At 71.8% G+C, this 20061-nt stretch carries 14 protein-coding genes and 2 tRNA genes; 1 reads left to right on the top strand and 15 read right to left on the bottom strand.

Going from position 1 to position 20061, the window contains the following annotated elements; all coding sequences use genetic code 11:
• Nucleotides 1-348: 348 nt before the first annotated feature.
• Together GQQ95_RS18565 and GQQ95_RS18560 are read right to left on the bottom strand one after the other, a co-directional pair.
• A tRNA-Met gene (locus GQQ95_RS18565) sits at nt 349-422 on the bottom strand.
• Nucleotides 423-469: 47 nt separating this feature from the next.
• A tRNA-Thr gene (locus GQQ95_RS18560) sits at nt 470-541 on the bottom strand.
• Nucleotides 542-732: 191 nt separating this feature from the next.
• On the opposite strand from GQQ95_RS18560, the gene GQQ95_RS18555 reads away from it, so the two are divergent.
• Nucleotides 733-3330, top strand: coding sequence for an AfsR/SARP family transcriptional regulator (locus GQQ95_RS18555; protein WP_157429099.1), 2598 nt, complete (start codon nt 733-735; stop codon nt 3328-3330).
• 3 nt (nt 3331-3333) lie between these two features.
• Here the strand turns inward: GQQ95_RS18555 and GQQ95_RS18550 are convergent, their stop codons facing one another.
• The 13 genes from GQQ95_RS18550 to GQQ95_RS18490 all read right to left on the bottom strand — a co-directional run bounded on the left by GQQ95_RS18550 (nt 3334) and on the right by GQQ95_RS18490 (nt 20033).
• Nucleotides 3334-4215 (bottom strand): NADase-type glycan-binding domain-containing protein, encoded by an 882-nt coding sequence (locus GQQ95_RS18550; RefSeq protein WP_157429098.1) that lies wholly within the window; start codon nt 4213-4215, stop codon nt 3334-3336.
• Nucleotides 4216-4852: 637 nt separating this feature from the next.
• Nucleotides 4853-5401 carry a phage tail protein gene (locus GQQ95_RS18545; protein WP_157429097.1) on the bottom strand — a complete coding sequence of 183 codons (549 nt, stop codon included), beginning with the start codon at nt 5399-5401 and terminating at the stop codon, nt 4853-4855.
• 1 nt (nt 5402) lies between these two features.
• Nucleotides 5403-7352, bottom strand: a complete 1950-nt coding sequence (locus tag GQQ95_RS18540) for a putative baseplate assembly protein (RefSeq protein WP_157429096.1) — start codon at nt 7350-7352, stop codon at nt 5403-5405.
• Complete coding sequence (locus GQQ95_RS18535) at nt 7349-7759, bottom strand: GPW/gp25 family protein (RefSeq protein WP_157429095.1); 411 nt, start codon at nt 7757-7759, stop codon at nt 7349-7351. The genes GQQ95_RS18540 and GQQ95_RS18535 overlap by 4 nt, the downstream gene beginning before the upstream one ends.
• Before the next feature lie 11 nt (nt 7760-7770).
• Nucleotides 7771-9609, bottom strand: a complete 1839-nt coding sequence (locus GQQ95_RS18530) for a VgrG-related protein (protein WP_157429094.1) — start codon at nt 9607-9609, stop codon at nt 7771-7773.
• Nucleotides 9596-10360 carry a CIS tube protein gene (locus tag GQQ95_RS18525; protein ID WP_157429093.1) on the bottom strand — a complete coding sequence of 255 codons (765 nt, stop codon included), beginning with the start codon at nt 10358-10360 and terminating at the stop codon, nt 9596-9598. Before GQQ95_RS18525 ends, GQQ95_RS18530 begins: the two co-directional genes overlap by 14 nt.
• Nucleotides 10361-10373: 13 nt before the next feature.
• A complete protein-coding gene (locus GQQ95_RS18520) occupies nt 10374-10805 on the bottom strand; it encodes a phage tail protein (RefSeq protein ID WP_157429092.1) in 432 nt (143 codons plus the stop codon).
• Nucleotides 10806-10818: 13 nt separating this feature from the next.
• Nucleotides 10819-13431: a hypothetical protein gene (locus GQQ95_RS18515; RefSeq protein WP_157429091.1), complete on the bottom strand. Its 2613-nt coding sequence runs from the start codon at nt 13429-13431 to the stop codon at nt 10819-10821.
• Complete coding sequence (locus GQQ95_RS18510) at nt 13431-13589, bottom strand: DUF6760 family protein (RefSeq protein ID WP_157429090.1); 159 nt, start codon at nt 13587-13589, stop codon at nt 13431-13433. Before GQQ95_RS18510 ends, GQQ95_RS18515 begins: the two co-directional genes overlap by 1 nt.
• Complete coding sequence (locus GQQ95_RS18505) at nt 13586-14035, bottom strand: hypothetical protein (protein WP_157429089.1); 450 nt, start codon at nt 14033-14035, stop codon at nt 13586-13588. The genes GQQ95_RS18510 and GQQ95_RS18505 overlap by 4 nt, the downstream gene beginning before the upstream one ends.
• 1 nt (nt 14036) lies before the next feature.
• Entirely contained in the window at nt 14037-14483 is a 447-nt protein-coding gene (locus GQQ95_RS18500; protein WP_157429088.1) for a phage tail protein, read from the bottom strand.
• A gap of 41 nt (nt 14484-14524) precedes the next feature.
• Nucleotides 14525-16111: a phage tail sheath family protein gene (locus GQQ95_RS18495; protein WP_157429087.1), complete on the bottom strand. Its 1587-nt coding sequence runs from the start codon at nt 16109-16111 to the stop codon at nt 14525-14527.
• 265 nt (nt 16112-16376) lie between these two features.
• Nucleotides 16377-20033 carry a phage tail protein gene (locus GQQ95_RS18490; RefSeq protein WP_157429086.1) on the bottom strand — a complete coding sequence of 1219 codons (3657 nt, stop codon included), beginning with the start codon at nt 20031-20033 and terminating at the stop codon, nt 16377-16379.
• Between the last annotated feature and the right edge of the window lie 28 nt (nt 20034-20061).

The raw sequence follows: 20061 nt of genomic DNA, 5'->3' as shown, positions 1-20061 counted from the left end.
CTTTCAGACCATGCCCCTGACCAATCGCAGCCAGAAACCGCACCGCCGCAGGAGAAGAGAACGACAACACCACGAGCAACAACCTCCAAGAAGGGGTGTTGCATCGATCAATAGAATCCGGGGTACGTCTTCTGCAACGACGCGATCGGGCCTTCGCAGGGACATGAAGGCTGCCGACGAACCGTCCTCGAGGTGGCCGGCTGGCCGCGCGCAGGCTTCGCACATGGAGACGGCCGGCTTCACGGCACATCTTCATCCATGCGCCGTGGCCGGAATGTGGTCGCGCCAACCGGCCTGAGACGCCGCATGAGGAGAAAAGAACCCGCGATGCACAGGGTCCTGCTGTTGTAGCGAGGGCGGGACTCGAACCCGCGACACCACGATTATGAGCCGTGTGCTCTAACCACCTGAGCTACCCCGCCGGGAAGGCTTCGCCGGTTCTGCCGCGAGGCCGAACCGAGAGAACCAGAGCCCCGAGTCAGGATTGAACTGACGACCCCTTCCTTACCATGGAAGTGCTCTACCACTGAGCTATCGGGGCATGTGCCGCAATCGGCAACCTGAAGAGGATATCACCTCTCGGTGGATGATCCGAACACGTCGACCCCCGACCTCGACGGAAGCACATGCCCCCAAAAGGGGTGCTGTCAGTGCTGCCACGGATACCGGCGCGGGCGTCCGCGCAGTAGCCTTTCGGCATTCCTTGAGAAGGTCCGTCAAACGGGGGCGACGGTGATCTCGAACACCACGGCGATCGACCACGCCGGACTGCGGTCCGGCACGGCTTCACCCGCGCGCGGCTCGAAGCCGGGCGGGGTGGCGACGTTCGTCATCGGCGCGGCCGGAAGCGGCAAGACCGAGTACGCGCGACGCGTCGTCGCGGAGGCATCCGGCTCGCTCGTGCAGGCCACCAGGGAGTGGGGCGACGCGGATGTCGCGCGCCGGCGCCTGCTCGACGCGGCGGCCGAGTCCGGCGGTACGCTCGCCGTCGACGACGCACAGCACCTGCTGGGCACGAGCGCGGAACCGGTGCTCGAGGGGTTCGCCGCGGCATCCGGCCTGGATCGCCTGCTCGTCGTCTCTCGGCGGCCGCCGTCGTTCTCCGTGCCGCGCGACGGCGTGGTGCTCGCGCCCGACCTCGCGCTGCGCCTGCCCGATGTCGCGGCCCTGTTCCACGACGTCACCCGGCGCCGGATCGACCTCGAGACCGCGTCCATGGTCCGCCGGGAGACGGCGGGCTGGGCGCAGCCGGTGCACGAGCTCGCGGCCGACGCCGACGCGACGACCGAGGAGTCGCTCGAGGCGTGGATCGCCGACACGGTGGGCGGTGACACGGCGTCGGGATGGCTCGAGGAGGTGCTCGGCGGGTTGCCGGCCGACCTCGTCTCCGCGCTGGCAGCGACGAGCACCCTGCCGCAGCTCGACCTCGCGCGGGTCGCGGGGATGCTCGGGCGCGCCGGCGCAGTCACGCTCATCGGCGCCCTCGACCGCGGCGTCGTCATGCACAGCCGGTGCGACGGTGGGCGGCGCGCGCTCCCGCCGATCCTTCGCCGGCACCTGCTGCGCAGCATGGACGCCACAGCGCGAGCGGCGTCGGCATCGGCCGCGTGCCGCCTGCTCATGGACGAGGGCGCCGTCGAGGAGGCGGCCGACACGCTCGCCGCCGGGCGCTCCTGGATCGAGCTCGAGGCCCTGCTGTGCGATGAGGGCGCGATGAGCGGGGCGCTCTGGGCGGAGCCGGTGCCGGGCCACATCCTGCGGCGCTGTCCGAGCATCGCCGCCGCGCTCGAGTCCGGCCGGGCGGGCGACCGCATCGCGACCCGGGTCGAGACGCAGGCGGCCATCCCCATGGGCGGACGACCCGGAGGCATGCCGCTCCCGCCTCGCACCTCGGTCCCCCCGCTGCACGCGGCCCTCTCCCGCCTGCGGCGGGGCGACGTGACGGGGGCCGTGCCACTCCTCCGCCGTCTCGTGCGCACCGCCGAACGAGCCGACGAGCGATTCGCGGCCCGCCTGGCGCTGCTCGTCATCCGTGCGCCGCTCGCCACCGACGAGGAGACCCTCGACGGCCTCGTCACCGTGGAACGCCAGGCCGTCGACCACGGGCTCGGCGGACTCGGCCGCGTCGTTCGCGGAGCACTCGCGGCCCTCACGCGGCATCCGGAGCGCGGCACGGTACGGCGGGTGTGCGATCAGCTCGAGGAGCGGGGCGATGTCGTCGGGCTCGGCGTGGTCGAGGCGATCGACGTGCTCGACCGCTTCCGGCGCGGGGCGCTCGAGACCGAGCGGGCGATGTCGTTCGCGGCCAGATGCGATCGGCTGGGACTTCCGGATGTCGCGACCTGGGGTCGTGCCGTCGCCGCGGTCGGGGCCGCCACGAACGGCGACCCGCGGGCGTCGGAGTTGTGCTCCGCGGTGGACGCCTCGACCATCCGGTTGCACCTGCCCGGCCCCAGGTCGCTCCTCGAGGCGGCGTCGGCGATCCGGAGCGGCGATCCGCGCACGGCCGCGAGCCACGCGAGCGCCGCCCGCCGATCCGCGCTCGAGACCGGCCTGCCACGGCTCCCGGTCTCGATGCCGCGGCGGCCACGCGCCAACGCACGCGTCAGGGATCAGGGCGGCATGCACGTGTCCGTCGCCTGCTTCGGCGGTTTCCGGCTGCGGCTGGACGGCGTCGACGCCGACCTGCGACTCGTGCGCCCCCAGGCCAGGATGCTGCTCCGGATGCTCGCGCTGAACGCCGGTGCTCCCCTGCACCGGGAGCTCATAGCCGACCTGCTCTGGACCGACCTCGGCAGCGAGTCGGCGTTGCACGCGCTGCACGTCAGCGTCTCGAGCCTGCGGCGACTCGTCCCGGGTTCGGGCCGCGAGGGCGGCATCGTCGAACGCGTCGGGGAGGCGTACCGGCTCGGGCTCACCGCGGACAACGACTGCGACCTCGTCGGCTTCGACGAGCACCTCAGCGAGGCGGCAATCGCGAAGGCCCGTCGCGAGCCCGCGGTCGCCCGCGACCGGCTGGTCGCCGCGCTCGAGCTCTACACGGGCGACGTGCTGCCCGAGGACGGGCCGGCCGAGTGGGCCGTCGGCGCCCGGGACCGCTACCGGCACCGGGCGAGCGAGGCGGCGTCGTCACTCGCGCACCTGCACGCGCACTTCGGCGAGGCGCATCCGGCGGTCGCCGCCGCACGGCGCGCGGTCGAGATCGACCCGTGGCTCGACGAGTCCTGGCGAACGCTCGTCACCATGCACGAACGGGCGGGCGACGTCATCGCCGCACGTCGCGCCCAGCAGGGCTACCGCAACATGCGCCAGGCGCTCGGCGTGGAGTGAGCGTCACCTGCCGAAGAACTCGACCTCCGCGATCGCCACGTGCGTCGCATCCGTGGCGCCGAACGCGCCCTGGATCGTCATCTGCACCGCGACCACGTCGTCGACGCCGAGGTCGAAGCGCTGCGGGCCCGGCTCGTCGGCGAGCTTCAGCGTGTGGTCGCGCGTCACGCCCGCGGCATCCGTCGTCGTGACCAGCATGGTGGAGGGCCGCGCCTCGGCGAGGAACGCGGCCTGCTCGGCGGAGGCGCCGGAGGAGACCTGCACGGCCACCAGGCGGAACGGCGTGTCGAACGTCGCGGAGAGGGATTCACCCGTCGCCGGCCCGGTCGGCGCCGGCGCCCAAGAGCGGTCGGAGAAGCCATCGTGCGCGAGCTCCGGACCGCGACCTTCGGCCGAACTCGAGGCGCCCAGGCCGACCGGGTTGTAGGCGCTCGAATCGACCACCCGGTCTGCGGCCGTCGCGAAGAATCCCGAGATCGGCGAGCGCAGGAACCAGGCCAGCGAGGCGAGGCCTGCAATAAGGACCACGACGACGATCCAGCCGTAGCGGAACCGACGCCGCCGCTTCGGCCGCGTGCCGATCGCCGCCTGGTGGGAGACGGGGTGCGAGCGGTCCGGCTCCGGTTCGAGGGCCGCCGCGCACCGTCGACAGAAGTGTCGACCGGGAGCGTTGCCGGCGCCGCAGTTCGGGCAGACGAGGTCACCGGGCTTCGGGGCGTCGGCCGGCGTGGCCTGACGTCGAGCCGGCCGCTGCGGCACCGCGCTCGGCTTGCGCGCGGCCGGCGCGACGGCCTTCGGGGTCGTGGCGGTCGGCTTCGCCGGCGCGACGGACCTCGGCTTCGGGACGGATGGCGGGATCGCGGTCGGCGGCACCGCGGTCGGCACGGCGGCATGGCGAGCGGATGCCGCCGCTGTCGCGGCTGTCGCTGCCGCCGCGGCCGTGGCGGCCGCGGCGACTGGGGCCGCGGGTGAGGCGGGTTCGGGCTTTGGTTCGGGTTCGGGCTCGGGTTCGGGGTCCGGCTCGGGCTCGGGTTCGGGTTCTGGTTCTGGGTCTGGCTGGTCTCGATACGCTTCGCTACTCGACCGCCGGACGACGGGGTCCGGGTCAGGCTCGGGCTCGGGCTCTGGGTCTGGCTGGCCTCGATACGCTTCGCTACTCGACCGCCGGACGACGGGTTCCGGCTCGGGGTCCGGCTGGGGTTCGGGTTCGGGGACTGGTACTGGGTCGGGCTGGTCTCGATACGCTTCGCTACTCGACCGCCGGAGGACGGGGTCCGGTTCTGGCTCGGGTTCCGGCTCGGGGTCCGGCTCTGGCTCGGGCTGGTCTCGATACGCTTCGCTACTCGACCGCCGGACGTCCGGCTCGGGCCCCCAGGCCTCCTCGAAGGAGGCGGCCGGCGCGGCATCCCTCGTCGCGGCACCGCTGCGATCCCACGCGAGGTAGGCGCCGCACTGTCCGCAGAAGTCGTCGCCCTCCTCATTGTGCGCCCCGCACTCGTCGCACACGATGCCGTCGGCCATGTCACCCCTCCGTCAGCTCGATCTCGATGCGGATGTGGGCGGGCACGACGCGGCGTGCCGCCCGCTCGAGCCGCCGCCGCTCGGCCTCGGGGTCGCCTCCGGCACCCGTGACGCGCACGCGGACCGCACCGTCGGCCGATCCGGGCAGGGGGCCGTGCGCGGTCGTCGACCATGACGTGCCGCCGCTCTCGGAGATCTCCACCGCGGCATCCGCACCCGCGACCAGTCGCATGGTCTCGAGCACGCCGTCGGCGCGGCCCGAGCGTCGATGCAGCCCGGCCGCATCGGCGACGACCCGGCGCCGCTGCTCGACGGGCCACTCCTCGTCGAGCTCCACGTCGACCCAGCTCGCGAGCCAGTCGAGGAAGTCGGGCGGGGTCGTTCCCGGGCGGACATAGGCCTCGAGGTTGTCGAGCACCGACACGACGGGGGCGATCGAGAGGTCGAACGCAGTGAGCCAGCGCTGCAGGAACTCGTCCTCCTGCAGCACGGCAGGGACCCGCGTGATGAACGGCGACGGGTTCTCCAGCCTCGGCACCAGCCCGCGCACGTCACACCCCCGCCGTCACGCGCACGCGGTGCTCGAACCCGAACACGAGGGCGTCGGGCTCGAGGTCGATGCGCTGCACGGGGTCCCCGCGCTTGCCGGTGACGGGATCGGCGCCGAAGAGCAGCACCTCGTCGACGAGCTCGGTGCCGGGCAGGCTCTGCAGCACGGCGTAGACCTCGCCCGCCAGCACGGGGCGCCCGAACGGCCAGCCCGTGCCGTCGGCACCGCCGTGGGCCGCGTCGAAGGACCGGTAGAGCGCGGCGACGGCATCCTCACGGAGACGTTCGACGGCGACCCGCGGCTTGGCGATGAGCTTCGCGACGATCGTGATGCCCTGGTACAGCGGGGGCTCGATCGCGAGGCGTGCGCCGACCGTGCGCCGTTGCTCCAGCTCGTCGGCGAGCAGCATGAGCACGTCCTCCGACGGGATCAGGTCGGCGAACTCGACGCGGCCGTCGGCGGCGTGCACCGCCGAGGGCACGACGAGCAGGCGCACGCCCTGCTCCTCCCCCTTCGCGGTCGCCGGCACGGCGCGGACCCGCGCGATCGAGGGCGCCACGCGCTTGGCGAGCTGCTCGTAGTCCTCGACCGTGACCGCCCGGTCGAGCGTGCGCAGCGTCAGCGGGCCGCGGGCCTTCGCCTCCTCGACGGTCTCGCCGTCGACGCCATCATGGGCGGCGCGGCGGTTCGCGACCCGGTTCACGAACGGCACGGTCGAACGGAGCACCGAGAGTGCCCCGGGGGCGACATTGCCGCGGGCACCGCCGCCGACGCGATAGCGCGGCACGCGGATGGGCGCGCCCTTCGGCGGCACGGCGCCGTAGAAGCGCAGCACGCCGTCGGCCTCGCGAACGGCGGGCGCGAAGCTCACGACGCCGCGCGTGCGGTCGATGCGCACCACGCGCGCGTCGGCGTCCTGGTCGGCGAAGTCCTCGACCTCGACCCAGGCCTCCCACGCGGCGCCGGTGCCGACGTCGAGCGTGAACGGCGCGCCGTCGTCGACGACCGGGTGCACGTCGAGCGTGAACTCCTGGCCCGGAACGCCCTCGCTGAGCCCCAGCACCTCGTCGTCGATGGTGGTCGCGTGGATCGCCCGGGTGACCCCGCCGACGGTCTTCGCCTCGACCGAGCGCACGAGCGGCGAGGCGCTGTACGTCGGCACCTCGGGCTCGCGCTCGACGAGCCGGGTGCGGATCCAGCCCGCCCGCTCCCCCGCGATGACGGATGCCGCGTGCCCGGCGGGGACGATGAGCACGACGTCGCCGCGGCGGTTGAGCCCGCCGGTGCCGTCGGCGACGACGTCGCACGCGACCCAGCGGGTGCCGCACCACGCCTCCCAGACGATGGGCGGATCGAGCGGGTCGACGCCGACGCCGCGCACCGCGCAGTCGATGCGCAGCGAGATCGCGAGGCCGCCCGACGGCTCGTCCAGGCCGAACAGCAGCGCATCGCCGGGCGCGGGCGTCTTCTGGAAGGCGTCGATCTCGTCGCCGCGGAGGTTCGTGTCGCGGACCCAAGGCTCGCCCTCGGCCGGCTGGCTGCCGACGCGCACGAGCGAGCGGGGCGGGATCTCGAGGTCCGCGACCGTGGCGAACACGATCGCCTCGGTCGTCTCGGTGCGCGGGGTCCCGGCCTCCGTGCGCGCCGGCACGACGACCGTCTCGGTGCGGGGCGCCGAGAGCCAGAACACCAGGTCGACGGACGCGTTCGTCGGCGGGAACAACCGGATGCCGAGCAGGTCCAGGTACGCCAGGTACAGCCGGTCGGGCACGCGGTTCAGCCGGTAGAGCAGTTCGTCGGTCATGAACGCGAACGCCTCGATGAGCGTGACCCCCGGGTCCGAGACGTTGTGATCGCTCCACTCGGGGCAGCGCAGGGCGACGAGCCGCTTGGCGTCGTCGACGAGGTCCTGGAAGCGCCGGTCGTCGAGGTTCGGTGCGGGGAGGTTCATGACGGTGCTCCTTGCTCCTGCGGGATGACGTAGAACGGGAACACGAGGTTCCTCGGGTCGTTCGTGCCGAGGATCGTGTAGCCGACATCGATGTAGAGCACCCCGTCGTCGGCGTGCTCGAGCGACACCGAGACCTCGCCGAGCTCGATGCGCGGCTCCCAGAACCGCAGGGCCGCCCGAACGGCGACGCCCATCGCACCGGCGGTCGAGGCATCCGCCGGAGCGAAGACGAAGTCGTGCACGGCGCAGCCGAACTCGGGCCGCATCGGACGCTCCCCCGGAGCCGTCGCGAGGATGAGCCGGATGCTCTCCTCGATCTCGCGCTCGTCCGACGTGAGCGCGATGCGACCGGTCGCGTCGGCGTGCACGGGGAACGTCCAGCCGTGACCGACGAACTCTCGAGACATCCGCTTCCCCCTCAGTTGATCTTGACCAGGCTGCCCTTGACCGTCGTGATGCCCGAGGCCGACAGCTCTGCGGTGCCCTGCCCCTTGAGCGCGAGCGTGCCGCCCTCGACCTCCGTCGCGCCGGTGCCCTTGAGCTTCAGCGACGCGCCCTCGACCGAGACCTCGCCGGTCGCCTTGATCTTCACGCTCGAGCCCGACAGCGAGAGCGTGCCCTGATCGGCCTTGACCGTGGCGTCCGACTTGGCCGTCACCATGACGGGGCCCTCCGAGATGATCTCGATGCCCTTCTCGCCCGACTGGGTCAGGGTCACGCGCTGCGCCTTGCCGTTCGTCGAGAGGGTCAGCGTCTCGGTGCCCGACTCCTCGGTGAACACGACCTCCATCCCCGACCTCGAGGTGAACGCGCGCCGCACGACCGAGCCGGACTGCACCGCCTGGTCCCACCCGATCTCGGGCTCGTCCTTGCCGTTGTAGAGGCCGCCGATGACGTACGGACGGTCGAAGCGCCCACCCTCGAACGCGACGAGCACCTCGTCGCCGACCTCCGGCAGCACGACGGCGCCCCGCTTGGGGCCGGCCCCTGGCTGCACGGTGCGCGCCCAACTGCTGACGTAGTCGCCCGAGAGGTACGGGAAGGTGAGCTTGACCCGGCCCCGCCGCTCGGGGTCGTCGATGTCGCTCACGAGCGCCGACACGACGCCCGTCATGCGAGCGGCCTCATCGGCGGACGGGCCGGACCCGCCCGCGCCGCCCCCGCTCGCGAGGCCGTACAGCGAGCGATCCGATGCGTTGCTGACCACCACGGTCGTCGTGTACCCGGCCTCGGATGCGAACTCGTGCAGCACCTCGGTGACGGTGTACCGGCCGTCGAAGGGGGCGCCGTAGCCCTTCAGCGTCACGGCCGTGCCCGAGCGCATGTGCGAGTTGCCGAGGATGCGCGCCTCGACCTCGGCGAAGCCGCCCGCGATGCGATCGGCGACGGCCTTGGCCTGCGACTCCTGCGAGCGCTGCTGGCCGTCACCGGTCGCGGCGACGTAGGTGGGCGACGCGAAGGCGCCGGCGACCGCCTCGGGCTTGATCGTCGGCAGCTGCACGACGCGGGTCTTCGGCTCCGCCCTCGCCACGACCGCCTCCTTGCCGACCGGATCCCAGCCGCGCACCTCGACGCCCGGGACCTGGCTCGCCGCGGTCACGGTCGCCGAGAGCCAGAGCGCGTTGACGCCGTGCTCGATCACGACGGGATCGTCGCGCGCGGACTCCGCGCCGCTCGGCGCCTCCGAGGCCTGGGTGGGCAGGGCGAACACCAGCCCCTGCTCGACGACCGAGAAGGTGCAGCCCGCGGCATCCGCGAGTCGTTTCAGGAACACCCAGTCGCTCACGTTGTCCTGGGTGACGTGCTTGACGACCGAGCCGGCGACGGCGATCGACTTGACCGGGACGCCCGCCTTGTCGGCGACCTCGCGCACGATGTCGGCGATCGTCTTGTCCTGGTACGCGGCCACGCGCCGGCCGCGGAACAGCCGATGCGAGCGATCGAAGCCGCGCACGCGCGTGCGGAGGGCTCCGGCGACGTCCTCGCGGTCGATGGCCGTGACCTCGCCGTCGAGCAGTCGTTGCGGGCCCTGGGGTCCGTTCTCGGAGACCGAGAGGACAACCCGCTTGCCGATGTCGAAGCCGGCGTCCCTGAGCACCGTGCCGCCCGGGTCGGTGAACTCCAGCTCGAAGGAGTCCGGCAGGTTCGCGGCATCCGTCACCCTCCCGGTGAGGAGCAGGCTCGCGGCCGTCGCCGGCATCGGCCGCCCCTCCACCGCGACGAGGAGCAGGCTCGTATAGGTGTCAACGGACGGCACGGGCCACCTCCCGGCGGGCGATCTCGCGAGACGAGGGCCCGGCGAGCTCGTCGGCCGCGGGAAGGAAGATCGAACGTCCCGGGGAGAGGCGCATCGGGTCGTCGATGCCGTTCACCTCGGCGAGCACCCGCCACATCGCGGCGCTGCCGTACTCCCGGTACGCGATCGCGGCGAGCGAGTCGCCCTCGCGCAGGGTGTGCACGCGCCGCGGGCGCAGGCCTCCCGAGGTCGGGTTCTGCTTGCCGGGTTCCTCCGCGATCTCCTCGAGGGCGACGGTGCACACCGCGCGCAGCGGCGTGCCCGTCGGGGAGAAGAGCGTGTACTTCGCCGACACCGACTTGACGTAGCCGACGAATCCCGAGAGCACGCCCCACTTGAATCGCACCCACGGCGCCGACGGGGTGTCGCCCCGCTTGGAGTCCTTGGTGGGAGCGCAGGCCTGGAAGAGCTTCTCGACCCGCTGCACGACGCTCTCGCCGCCCGAGCTCTGCGTGTCGTCGAAGAACATCTCGACCGAGAGCTTCTGCGCCTCGGGCCCCTGATAGGTCGCCGGAGGCGCGGATGACGCCTTCTTCTGCTTCTCGGTCTTCCAGCTGGCCGACTTGGCCATCGTGAGTTCCTTGGGGTTCATCTGGAACTCGATCGAGCCGATCGGGCCGCCGGGGACGCCCGGCGTCTTGCCGGGTTCGAGCAGTTCGAGCACCGCGTGCGTCAGGCTCGCGCTGGTCGTGTCGGTCTTCGTGACGGGCATGGCGGGTCCTTCCTCAGCCGTCGGCGTCGATGCCGTGATGGGCCAGTTCGAGGGTCTCGGTGAGTACCTTCGGCTGGTCGGCCGTGAGCGAGGGACCGGTCCAGCGCACCGGCACGACGCGCTGCAGGTACCAGGTGGCGATCTTCTCGCCGAAGGAGTTCTGCGCCTGGATCTCGGCGCTGCTGGGCGTGAGCGACGGCGCCTTCGAGATCCACGCGAGGATCGGCCCCGAGGTTCCCTTGCCGACCGGGCGCGACAGCTTCACGTTCGAGAACTTGAGCCGGGTCGGCAGTTGCCAGACGAAGCTGTTGTTGCCGCCCTCCTCGCGGGACTCGAGCACGACCTCGACGCCGAGCCCCTCGCAGCTCGCGAACTCGCCGAGGGACTCCCCGTCGATCTTCACGATGTAGCTGACGCCGACGGCCAGCGCGGTGTCCTCGAGCATGTCGCCTCCCCCTTCAGATTCCGTCGATCCGGATGCCGCGGCGTTCCCGATCGAGCAGCAACTCGGCCTTCAGTCGGCGCGCGAGCGGGCCGTAGAGACGTGCGGCGAGCGATTCGATGCCGGCGGGCGAGGTGTCGATGCCGGCGGCTCCGGGAGCGGCGGCACCGGCGGATGCCGCGACGGACGCGGTTCCACCGTCGGCCGGCGGCGAGACGGAACCCGGCCCGTCGGGTGGCGGCGCCCCGGGGGCGATGGCCGTCTGCACGACCGGACCCGAGGGCGAGCCCGAGTCCGGGCCCGCATCGTTCGCCCACCCCGCACCGGCGGCTCCCCCGTCGGCGCGCGCCGCGGGCGGCGAGGCGACCGGCAGCGGCAGGCGCGGGGCGGATGCCGCGGGGCCGGCGATCGTCGGCACGCTGCGCTGCACGAGCATCGGCCCGGGGGCGTGCTGCGGCTGGGTGAGGGTCGCGGCGCCCTGGTTCAACCACCCGCTTGGGGCGGCCGAGGTCGCCGCGTCGGTGAGCCGGCTCACGGTGAGGGGCCCCGCAGCGCGGGCGAGCGGGGCGTGCGCGACGCCCGCCGGGGCGGAGGTCGACCACGGCGTGAGATCGGCGTTCGCACCCAGGTCGCCGCGGTGGTCGGCGCCGTGGTCGGCGCCGTCGCCACGGTCACCGGAGCCATCCGACGCCGTCGCGGTCATCGCCGCGGTGGCCTCGTTGCGACCGAACACCCGCTGCACCCAGGCGAACACTCCCCCGGATGCCGCGGCCGAGGGCGTCTGCGCGCCGCCGCTCGCACCCGCGGCGCGCGGGTCGGCCGTGCTCGGGGAGCCGGAGTCCGCGACATCCGATCGCTGCACGGACGCGAGCCCGGCGGCACGGCCGAGTGCGGACGACGGGCCTCCCGTCGAACCCGTCGAGCCCGGGGACGACGACGATGACGTCGTCGGGAACGGCTCGAAGGCCACGACCGGGATCGCGCGTGGATGGCTGGGGGCGACCGGCGGCATGGCCGTGGCGTCGAGCGAGGTCTCGAGTGCGCGCTGCGCGATGAGCGGCACGGTGTGCAGCGGCGGCAGGGGTTCGGCGCCGGGCGACGGGACGCGCCCATCGTCGGTCGGCGCCGCGGCGGCCCCCTGGCCCGAGCCCTCGGCCGCGCCTCCCGCGGTCGCCTCGGCGCCGGAGTCGGAGCCGGCGGGCTCACCGCCGCCCGCCATCGAGCGCTGCAGCGCGAGGGCAGTCGGCACGGCCCAGTCGAGGGGCGTTCCGGGCCGTGCCGACGATTCCGCGACGGGGTCGGCGAGGCCGACCGGTCGCTCGTGCATTCCGCCCTGGTCGACGGATGCGACGTACGGGTCAGGTCCGTCGTGCTCCGCCGGAGCCGACGTGTCGAGCAGGGCCGCGGACGAGGTCGTGCCGGGACCCGGGCTCGTCGCCGAGGCGTCGGGGCGGGGCCCGGAGCGCGCGGACTCCTCGCTGCGCTGCACGGATGCCGGCGGTTCGACCGACCCGCCCGTCGCAGCGGGCTCGCCGCTCGCAGCCCAAGTGCCACCGAGCGTATGCCGCGGCTCGGACCGGATGCCGGGCGGCAGCGGAGCCCCGAGGCCGATGCGTCGCATCCCCCCGGTATCGGGCGCTGACGTCGACCGCTGCACCGAGGTGCCGCCGGCCGCCGGCGGCGACGATGAGTCACTCGCCGCGCGCGCACCGGACACGGGCGCGGCGAGCCCCAGCCGTCCCGGGTCCCCACCGAGCGGCGGAGCGGCGGAGATCGTCGGCGCGTCCGGGGCGTGCGGAGTCGGCACGTCGGCGCCGTCGGGGGACCCGACGGCGTCGGGCGCCACGGGCGTCTCCGGGTGCGCTGCGTCGGGTGTGCGCTGCACGGCAGCCAGGTTCAGGGGTGTCGACGGGCTCGACCCGGCGTGCGGAGGCCGTGCGCCGAGCCCGTCACCGAGGCCGGCGCCGAGCGCCGTGCCCGCGGCATCCTGCCCGCTCACCGCGGTCGCGGCCGCATCCGGCACGGACGCGGCGGGCACGGGGCTCGCATCGGTCACCGCCGCGACGGCCTCGCCCGGCATCGGCGGAGGGGTCGGACTCGCTGTTTCCTCGGCGCCGAGGTCGGGCAGCTCGAGACCCGGCTCCTCGCTCGGCCCGGCGGCATCCGACCGCTGCACCGGCAGTTCGGGCTCGTTCGCCTCGCGCTGCACGACGGCGGCCTGCTGCGCGGCCGTCGGCTGGACAACCTGCCGCTGCCGCTGGGCGACCTGTCGTTCGCGAGCCCGTTCGGCGGCGGTCTGCGGCGGCCGGAGGGTGAGATCGGCGACGGCCGAGCGCTGCACGGGTGCTCCGAGCGCCGCCGACGCGGTCGCTACGGTCCCCGACGGGGCCGCATCGTCGACGAGGTGCGTGAGTTCGGCGACCCGGCTGGGCACCGTGCGCGTCGGCAGCGATTCGATCCACCCCGGACGGAGCGTGGCGGGCGGGGCATCCGAGATCTGCCGCTGCATCGGCGGCAGGAACGCCCAGCCCGCCGGCGAGATCCGGGGCTCCTCCGAGCGGCCGGCGCCGTCGGTTCCCTTTGCATCGACGCCGTCCTCGACCGCGACGCGCTGCCACGGCCACCGCATCAGTGCTCCTCGGAAAGCCTTGTGTTGATCGCCGCGATCTCGCGCACGTAGCGCAGTCGCACCGCGTGCTCCATGTCGAGGATGTCGTCGAGCGACCAGTGGAAGTGGTAGGCGACGTACGCGACCTCCTCATGGATGCGGTCGGTCGAGTACGTCATGATTCCCCCAGGCGACCACCCGCGAGGTCGGCGGTGAACCGGTGCGAGCACTCCGGGCAGGTCACCGCGATGCGCGTGTGGCCCTCCGCGTTCACGCGGCGGTAGAAGTCCTGCAGGAACGCGACATCCGAGGCGAACATGTTCTCGACGATCGACGAGTCGATCGAACCGAGCGAGCCGAGCGAGGTGATCACCCGGCCGAGCAGGACGACCGTCGTGTACGCCGGATTCTCCTGCACGCGCGCGTCGTAGAGCGGGAGCAGTTCGTCGCGCGCCGTCGCGAGTCGCATGACCCCGCGCCGGTGCACCGTGCCGTCGGCGCCGACGTACCCGCGCGGGAGCTCGAAGGCGAACTCGGTGCGCATGGCCCCGTCGTCGACGGGAGCGGCCGCGCCCGCGGCATCCGCTGTCTCGGTGCTCGGGCGCGTCGCGATGACGCGCTGCATGTCACTTCACCTCTGACTCGTCGAAGCAGACCGTGAACTTCTCGGTCGCCTGCTCGGTCGCGCCGGCCTTGAGGGAGTTGACCTCGACGCTGCGCACCCAGCAGTTGCGGAACTCGTACCTCTTGATCGTTCCGCCCTCGTAGTCGAGCAGCTCGACCGACGCCGTCTTGCGGGCGCCCTTGACGTCGCCCTTCATGACGACGCCGAGCCAGTCCGAGATCGTCTTCGAGTCGGTCAGGCCACGGGTGATGGTGAACTCCCCGGCCTTCGGACGGCCGACGAGCTGGCGCACGACGTACTTGCCGTCGGCGAGCTGCTGCTTGAGCTCGATCTTGTCGACCTCGTTCTTCAGGCCCGAGACCTCCGTCACCTTCGGCAGCTCGATGCCGTCGATGATGACCTTGAAGGCGTAGGCCGGTGAGGAGTCGAAGGCATCCGCGAGTCCCATGGTGTGCTCCTATTCGATGTGAGGTGTGCTGGACGTCGGGGTCATTCGTTGACGAGGCTCGTGCCGCCCGAGAACTGCGAGAGCTCGAAGATCACGAACTCCGCGGGCTTCACGGGTGCGACGCCGATCTGGCAGACCACCTGGCCGGCATCGATGACCTCGGCGGGGTTCGTCTCCTCGTCGCACTTGACGAAGAACGCCTGGTCGGCGGTGGCGCCGAACAGTGCGCCGGCGCGCCACTCGTTCACGAGGAACGCCGAGATCGAGCGTCGCAACTTGCCCCACAGGGCCTGGTCGTTCGGCTCGAACACCGCGAACTGCGTCGCTCCGAGAATGGACTTCTCGAGGTAGTTGAACAGGCGGCGGACGTTCACGTACCGCCACGCCGCGTCGCTCGAGAGCGTCCGGGCGCCCCAAACGCGGATGCCGCGCCCCGGGAACGCGCGGATGGCGTTGACCCCGATCGGGTTCAGCAGCTCCTGCTCGGTGCGGGTCAGCTGCGTCTGCAGCTCGACGGCGCCGCGGACGACCTCGTTCGCGGGCGCCTTGTGCACGCCGCGCTCGGCATCGTTGCGGGCCCACACCCCGGCCATGTGGCCCGACGGCGGCATGAACCGGTTCGTCGAGGTGACCGGGTCGAGCACCTTGATCCAGGGGTAGTAGAGCGTGGCGAACTTGGAGTCGTAGCCGGCGCCCGTGCGGCGCCACTCGCGCACCTCCTGCGCCGAGAGGTTCGGCGGGGAGTCGAGGATCGCCATGCGGTCGCCCATGAGCTCGCAGTGCGCGATGACCGCCAACTGCACGGACTTCACGATCTCGAGCGTGACCGCACCCTGCTCGTACGCGGCCATGAGGTCGGGCACGGCGACCATGGTGATCTCCTCGACCTCCTCGAGGCCTCCGAAACCGGTGCGGTCGGCGGGGCTGCCGATGTAGTTCGCCGCCGAGATGCCCTCGAGCACGATCGGTTGCTCCTCGGGCTCGGGCACGGCGAGGTCGAACGTGCCGGTGCGCGGGGTGACGCCCGCCGAGGCGGGGTCGCGCTCCTCGACCGTCACGAGCTTGGAGTCGGCGGTGACCTTGGACACGACGTAGGTCGCGCTGTCGGGCTTCGGCGAGACCTGCTCGAAGACCTCCGGCGAGCGTCCGTCGACCGTGATGACGACCTTGAAGGCGCCCTCCTCGACGTCCTCGCCCGTCGGCTCGGCGATCTCGACCGAGATCGGCTTCGCATTCGCCGACGAGTTCTTCGCCGTGAAGACGTAGTTGCCGATCGCCGCGGTCTGCGGGCCGGACGCGAGCGACTTCGGTTCGCCGCGCTTGCCGACGTTCTTGCCGCCGCCCCCGCCGCCGCCGGCGGCACCCGCGGTGCCGATGCGGACGACGTAGCAGTTGCCGCCGCCGTTCAGGAAGTACCCGTACACGGCGTACGCCAGGTACGCGCCCGGATACAGGCCGCCGAACGTGTCGACGAACTGGGTCCAGTTGGACACCAGCGTCGGCGTGTTCTCGGGGCCTTTGGGCGCCATGCCGACGAAGGCCGCGACCGCGGTTCCGACGCCCTCGATGGGCCTCGTCGCAGCCTCGATCTCCTGCACGTACACGCCTGGGGAGAGATAGGTGGGCATCGGATGCTCCTTCGCGGTTCGCAGCGGTTCGCATGCTCGGGTTCAGCATCGAACGGATGCCGCGCCGCGGACCTGTCCGGCGGGACGTGCATGCGGGTAGCGAGCCGTGCGCGATCGGGCACTCCGGCGCGGGTTCGCTGCGGCGCGAAGCGGTGTCGCCCGCTCTGATTCCCGGCACGCCTTCCAGATTTCGGTATGCCAGTTCCCCCTCAGCCGACGAGGGGGAACTGGCATACGGCGGAAAAGCAACTCCCATGGGCGGCTCTCAGAGCGCCCCGGAGATCAGTCCGAGCATCTCCTTCTTCTTCTCTCCTTGCATCGCTCCCACCTGGCCCATCTCTACATCGGGATTCGGGGTCGTGTCGTCGATGTAGACAGCGAGCCCCGCGTTCGCCGCCTTGACCGGTCGTAGATGCGCGGGGACCGAACCGTCCCAGATCTCAGCCCGCACGAAGTCGAGCAGGGCCTTGAGGTAGCTCTTGACTGTGGGATTGTTCGTGAAGAGCCCGCGGAGTGCATCGTGGAACCGCTTCGTGCCCTTCGTCGTCGTCAGCCCGAGCGGTCCGGCCGTGATCCGCTTATGACGACGCTCTGCCTCATCGAATCGCGACGTCGCCGCGTGCAACCTGATCTCCCACCCGGGAGTCCGGTCGACCTGGGCCTTGAAGAGGGCGTCCTGCGCGCGCTTGAGGACATCCGCCGAGTTGACCGCTCCACCGACGTGCTGTTGGAGCGTGAAGTCGAGTTGAGTGAACTCGAAGTGCCAGATCACGGCATACGTCTTCGACCGGAGTTTGTTCTGGAGGGCCTGCCAATCGTCGAGCACTCCCGCGTCCCGTGCCGCGACGGCGCGATCCAGAACCTTGTCCAGCATGTTCGTCGGAATCCATTCGTGGGTGTACGGCGCTGCGCCGCGGAACTCGTTCTTGATGTAGTTCCGAATGGTCGCATCGGACGCGAAGAGCGAGCGGATCTTCGCCACCTCCATGCCACCGATCTCCTTCGCGGAAGCGCACAGCGTCAGGAAGGGAAGGATGCCACCCGATGCGGCGATCGCCTTCTTCACTCCCTCGAGGCCGTCGAGTGTAGCCGCGCTGTCGACGTTGCTCTCGGCCGTCGTCTCGCGCTGCACCGACGCCCGCACCATCCAGTGCTTGTCCCCAGGCACGGCTTCGAGCACCGCGAGTCCGTTCCGGACCCGGGCGAAGGCGAGCGCGGGCTTCAGGATGTGCTGGCCGATCCGCTTCCCCGCGAATCGGTTGATCGCCGCGACGCCCGCCGCGGCGCCTGCGCGCTCCTTCTCCTCCGGTGTCTTCTCCTTGATCCCGAGCTTCTTCTTGATCTTGCCCCAGGCCTCCTTGCCCTTCGCCTTGACCTTGGCCAGTGCCTTCTTGCCGAGCGCGATGGCCTTCTTGCCGAAGGCGACGGCCTTGCCGACGACCCAGTCGATGACCTTGTTCACGGGCTTCTGCACGGCCTCGATGATCTTCTTGATCTTGCCGCTGATGCCGCCGAGGCCGAGGAGCGAGGCGAGGAAGCCGATGATGACCGGCACCATCCGGCCGAGCGTGTTCTCGATGTAGCCGGCCACGGCTCCGACACCGCCCGAGGCGATCGACTCGACCGAGTCGAGGATCGAGTCGACGAACGCCTTGATCTGCTCGGCCTTCTCGACGAAGAACATGACGACGTCGTAGATCATCTTGCAGGCCTTCACGAAGGCCGAGGCCGGGTTCAGCATCGAGACGAGCCAGACGATGCCGGCCTTGATGATCTCGACCGCGACCATCTCCTTGACCTGGCCCATGATCATCTCCTTGATGTCCCCGACCTTCTCGAGGATCATCCGCCAGATGCCGCCGAGCCCTTCCTTCACGATGAGCTTCACGACGTCGAACCCCTGCTCGACGAGCTCGATCGCGCCCGGCGGGAGCTTCGCGGCGATGCGCGCCCGCACGTTCGCCCACGTGAGTCCGAGGATCGAGAGCACGAGCTTCAGCACGCCCTGCAGGTCGAACTTCGCCGGCAGGTCGATGCCCGCGGCGGACAGTGCGCCGAACAGCCACGTCTGCAGTCCGTTCTTCAGGTGCGTCGCGATGTTCGAGCCGAAGGCCATGATGCCGCTCTTCACGGCGTTGACGAGGTTGCCGAGGAAGGCGATCGGGTCCTTGATGATCTTCTCGACGGCGCCGGCCGCCCTGGCCAGCACCCCGAGCAGCATCGTCTTCAGCTTCAGGATCGTCTCGACCGCGCCGACGACCGCGTCCTTGGCCTTGTCGACGAGGCCCTTGTTCGCCTCCTGCATCGCCTTGATCTCGTCGTCGACGGCGGTACGCGCCTCCACGTACTTCGTCGCGAGGTCCTCGGCGAGCGCCTGGCCCTTCTCATCGACGGAGGCTTCGAGCTCCCCGAACCGCCCGCCGACCTCCTTCGCGGCATCCGCCCCCACCTTCGCCAGCGAGGGCTTCAGGCTCTTCGTGTACGCGGCGATCTTCGCCTTGCCCTCGGCGATCTTCGTCTTCGCGGCGTTCAGCTCGCCGCCCACGAGGTCGGCGATGCGGTCGATCGCCTTCGCCATCTCGCGCTCGTAGGTGGCACGGGCGCGCCGGAAGATCTCGTCGACCTCGGGCTCCGGGCCGAGCAGGAGGTCGGCGGCCCAGCGCATGGCGCCCACGGTGTCGTACGAGTAGCGCTTGTCGCGGAACGCCTTCATCTCGCGGGTGTGCTGCTCCGTGAACGCCTTCTTCGCGGTGCCCTCGCCGTCCTTGAACGCCTGGTCGACCTTGCCGTCGATGCCCTTGAGGATCTCGTCGACGGCGATCTTGGTCTCGTCGAAGAGCCGGGTGACGTTCGCGGTCACCGCGGCTCGTTCCTGCTCGTCCTTGCTCCGAGCTCCCTGCTGGCCGCGGCCGACGGCCGCACGGTTCGCGGCGCCCAGGCCCATGAGCCCGGCGGATGTCGCGGTGCCGGCGCTCGCGGCGCCCTGCTGCGCCTGCCCGAGCTGCTGGGCCTCCTGCGCGCGGAGTTGGCCGGGCGCGGCGGCGGAGTGCGCCTCGGCCTGCTGCTTGGCGGCGAGCGCACCCGTGAACTCCGGCTCGTTCGAGCGTCGGAGCTGGTCTTCGGTGACCCCCGCGTCCTCCATATTGCGGTCGGTCTCGGCGGGGCCGTTGCGGAGGTCCACCTGCTCCGGTGGGGCGCGCGACGGCGCGGCCTGCGCGGCGTCGATCTTCAGCGGCCCTGGCGGGGCCTGGGTCGGGAGCGGCGTGACCTCCTTCTCCACGGCGCGCGACGCGTCGGGCGGTCGGGCGGATGCCTCGGCCATCGGCCGCGCGGCCGACTGGGTGTTGCGACCGGCGAGCCCGCGCACCTCGGCGCCGACCTGGTCGGCCTTGCCGGACTTCCCGAACTCGTCGGCCTCCTCGAGCGTCTTGGGCGTCTGCTTGTCGATGGCGGCCTTCACCGCGGCGACGAACGCCGCCTTGTCGAACCCGCCGGCGGGCGTCGCACCCATCGTCTCGGCCTTGTCGGCCTTGGCCTGCGCCTCGCGATCGCCCGCGGGCGGTTGCGCCGCCTTCTGGGCCTCCTGCGCCTTTGATCCGGGCGACGGATGCTGCGCCGCGCGGTGCGCGGCCGATCGGATCGACGCGGTCGCCGCCCGCACGCCCGGGTGCGCGGCGGGGTTGGGCGTCGGCGGCGGCACGGGCGGCGGCGGGACCGAGCCCCGGACCAGCCGCTGGACGGGGTGGGCGGTCTCCGGCGGGGATGCCAGCATCGCCGCGACGGCCGCGTTGCCGGCGCCGGCCTGCAGCCGCATGAGCATCGGCGCACGACCTCCGACGCCGTCGCGCGCCTCGGAGGCGGCGCGGGCGCCCGGCGCCCGCGCATGTTCGGCGCGGGCGCGCTCGGCACCCAGCAACGTCATGCCTCCATTCCCGCGCGTTCGCGCGCCG

The sequence above is a fragment of the Agromyces salentinus genome (assembly GCF_009749395.1).
Lineage (GTDB): Bacteria > Actinomycetota > Actinomycetes > Actinomycetales > Microbacteriaceae > Agromyces > Agromyces salentinus.
The sequence above is the reverse complement of the archived record's forward strand: the minus strand, read 5'-3'. Positions and strand labels throughout refer to the sequence as shown.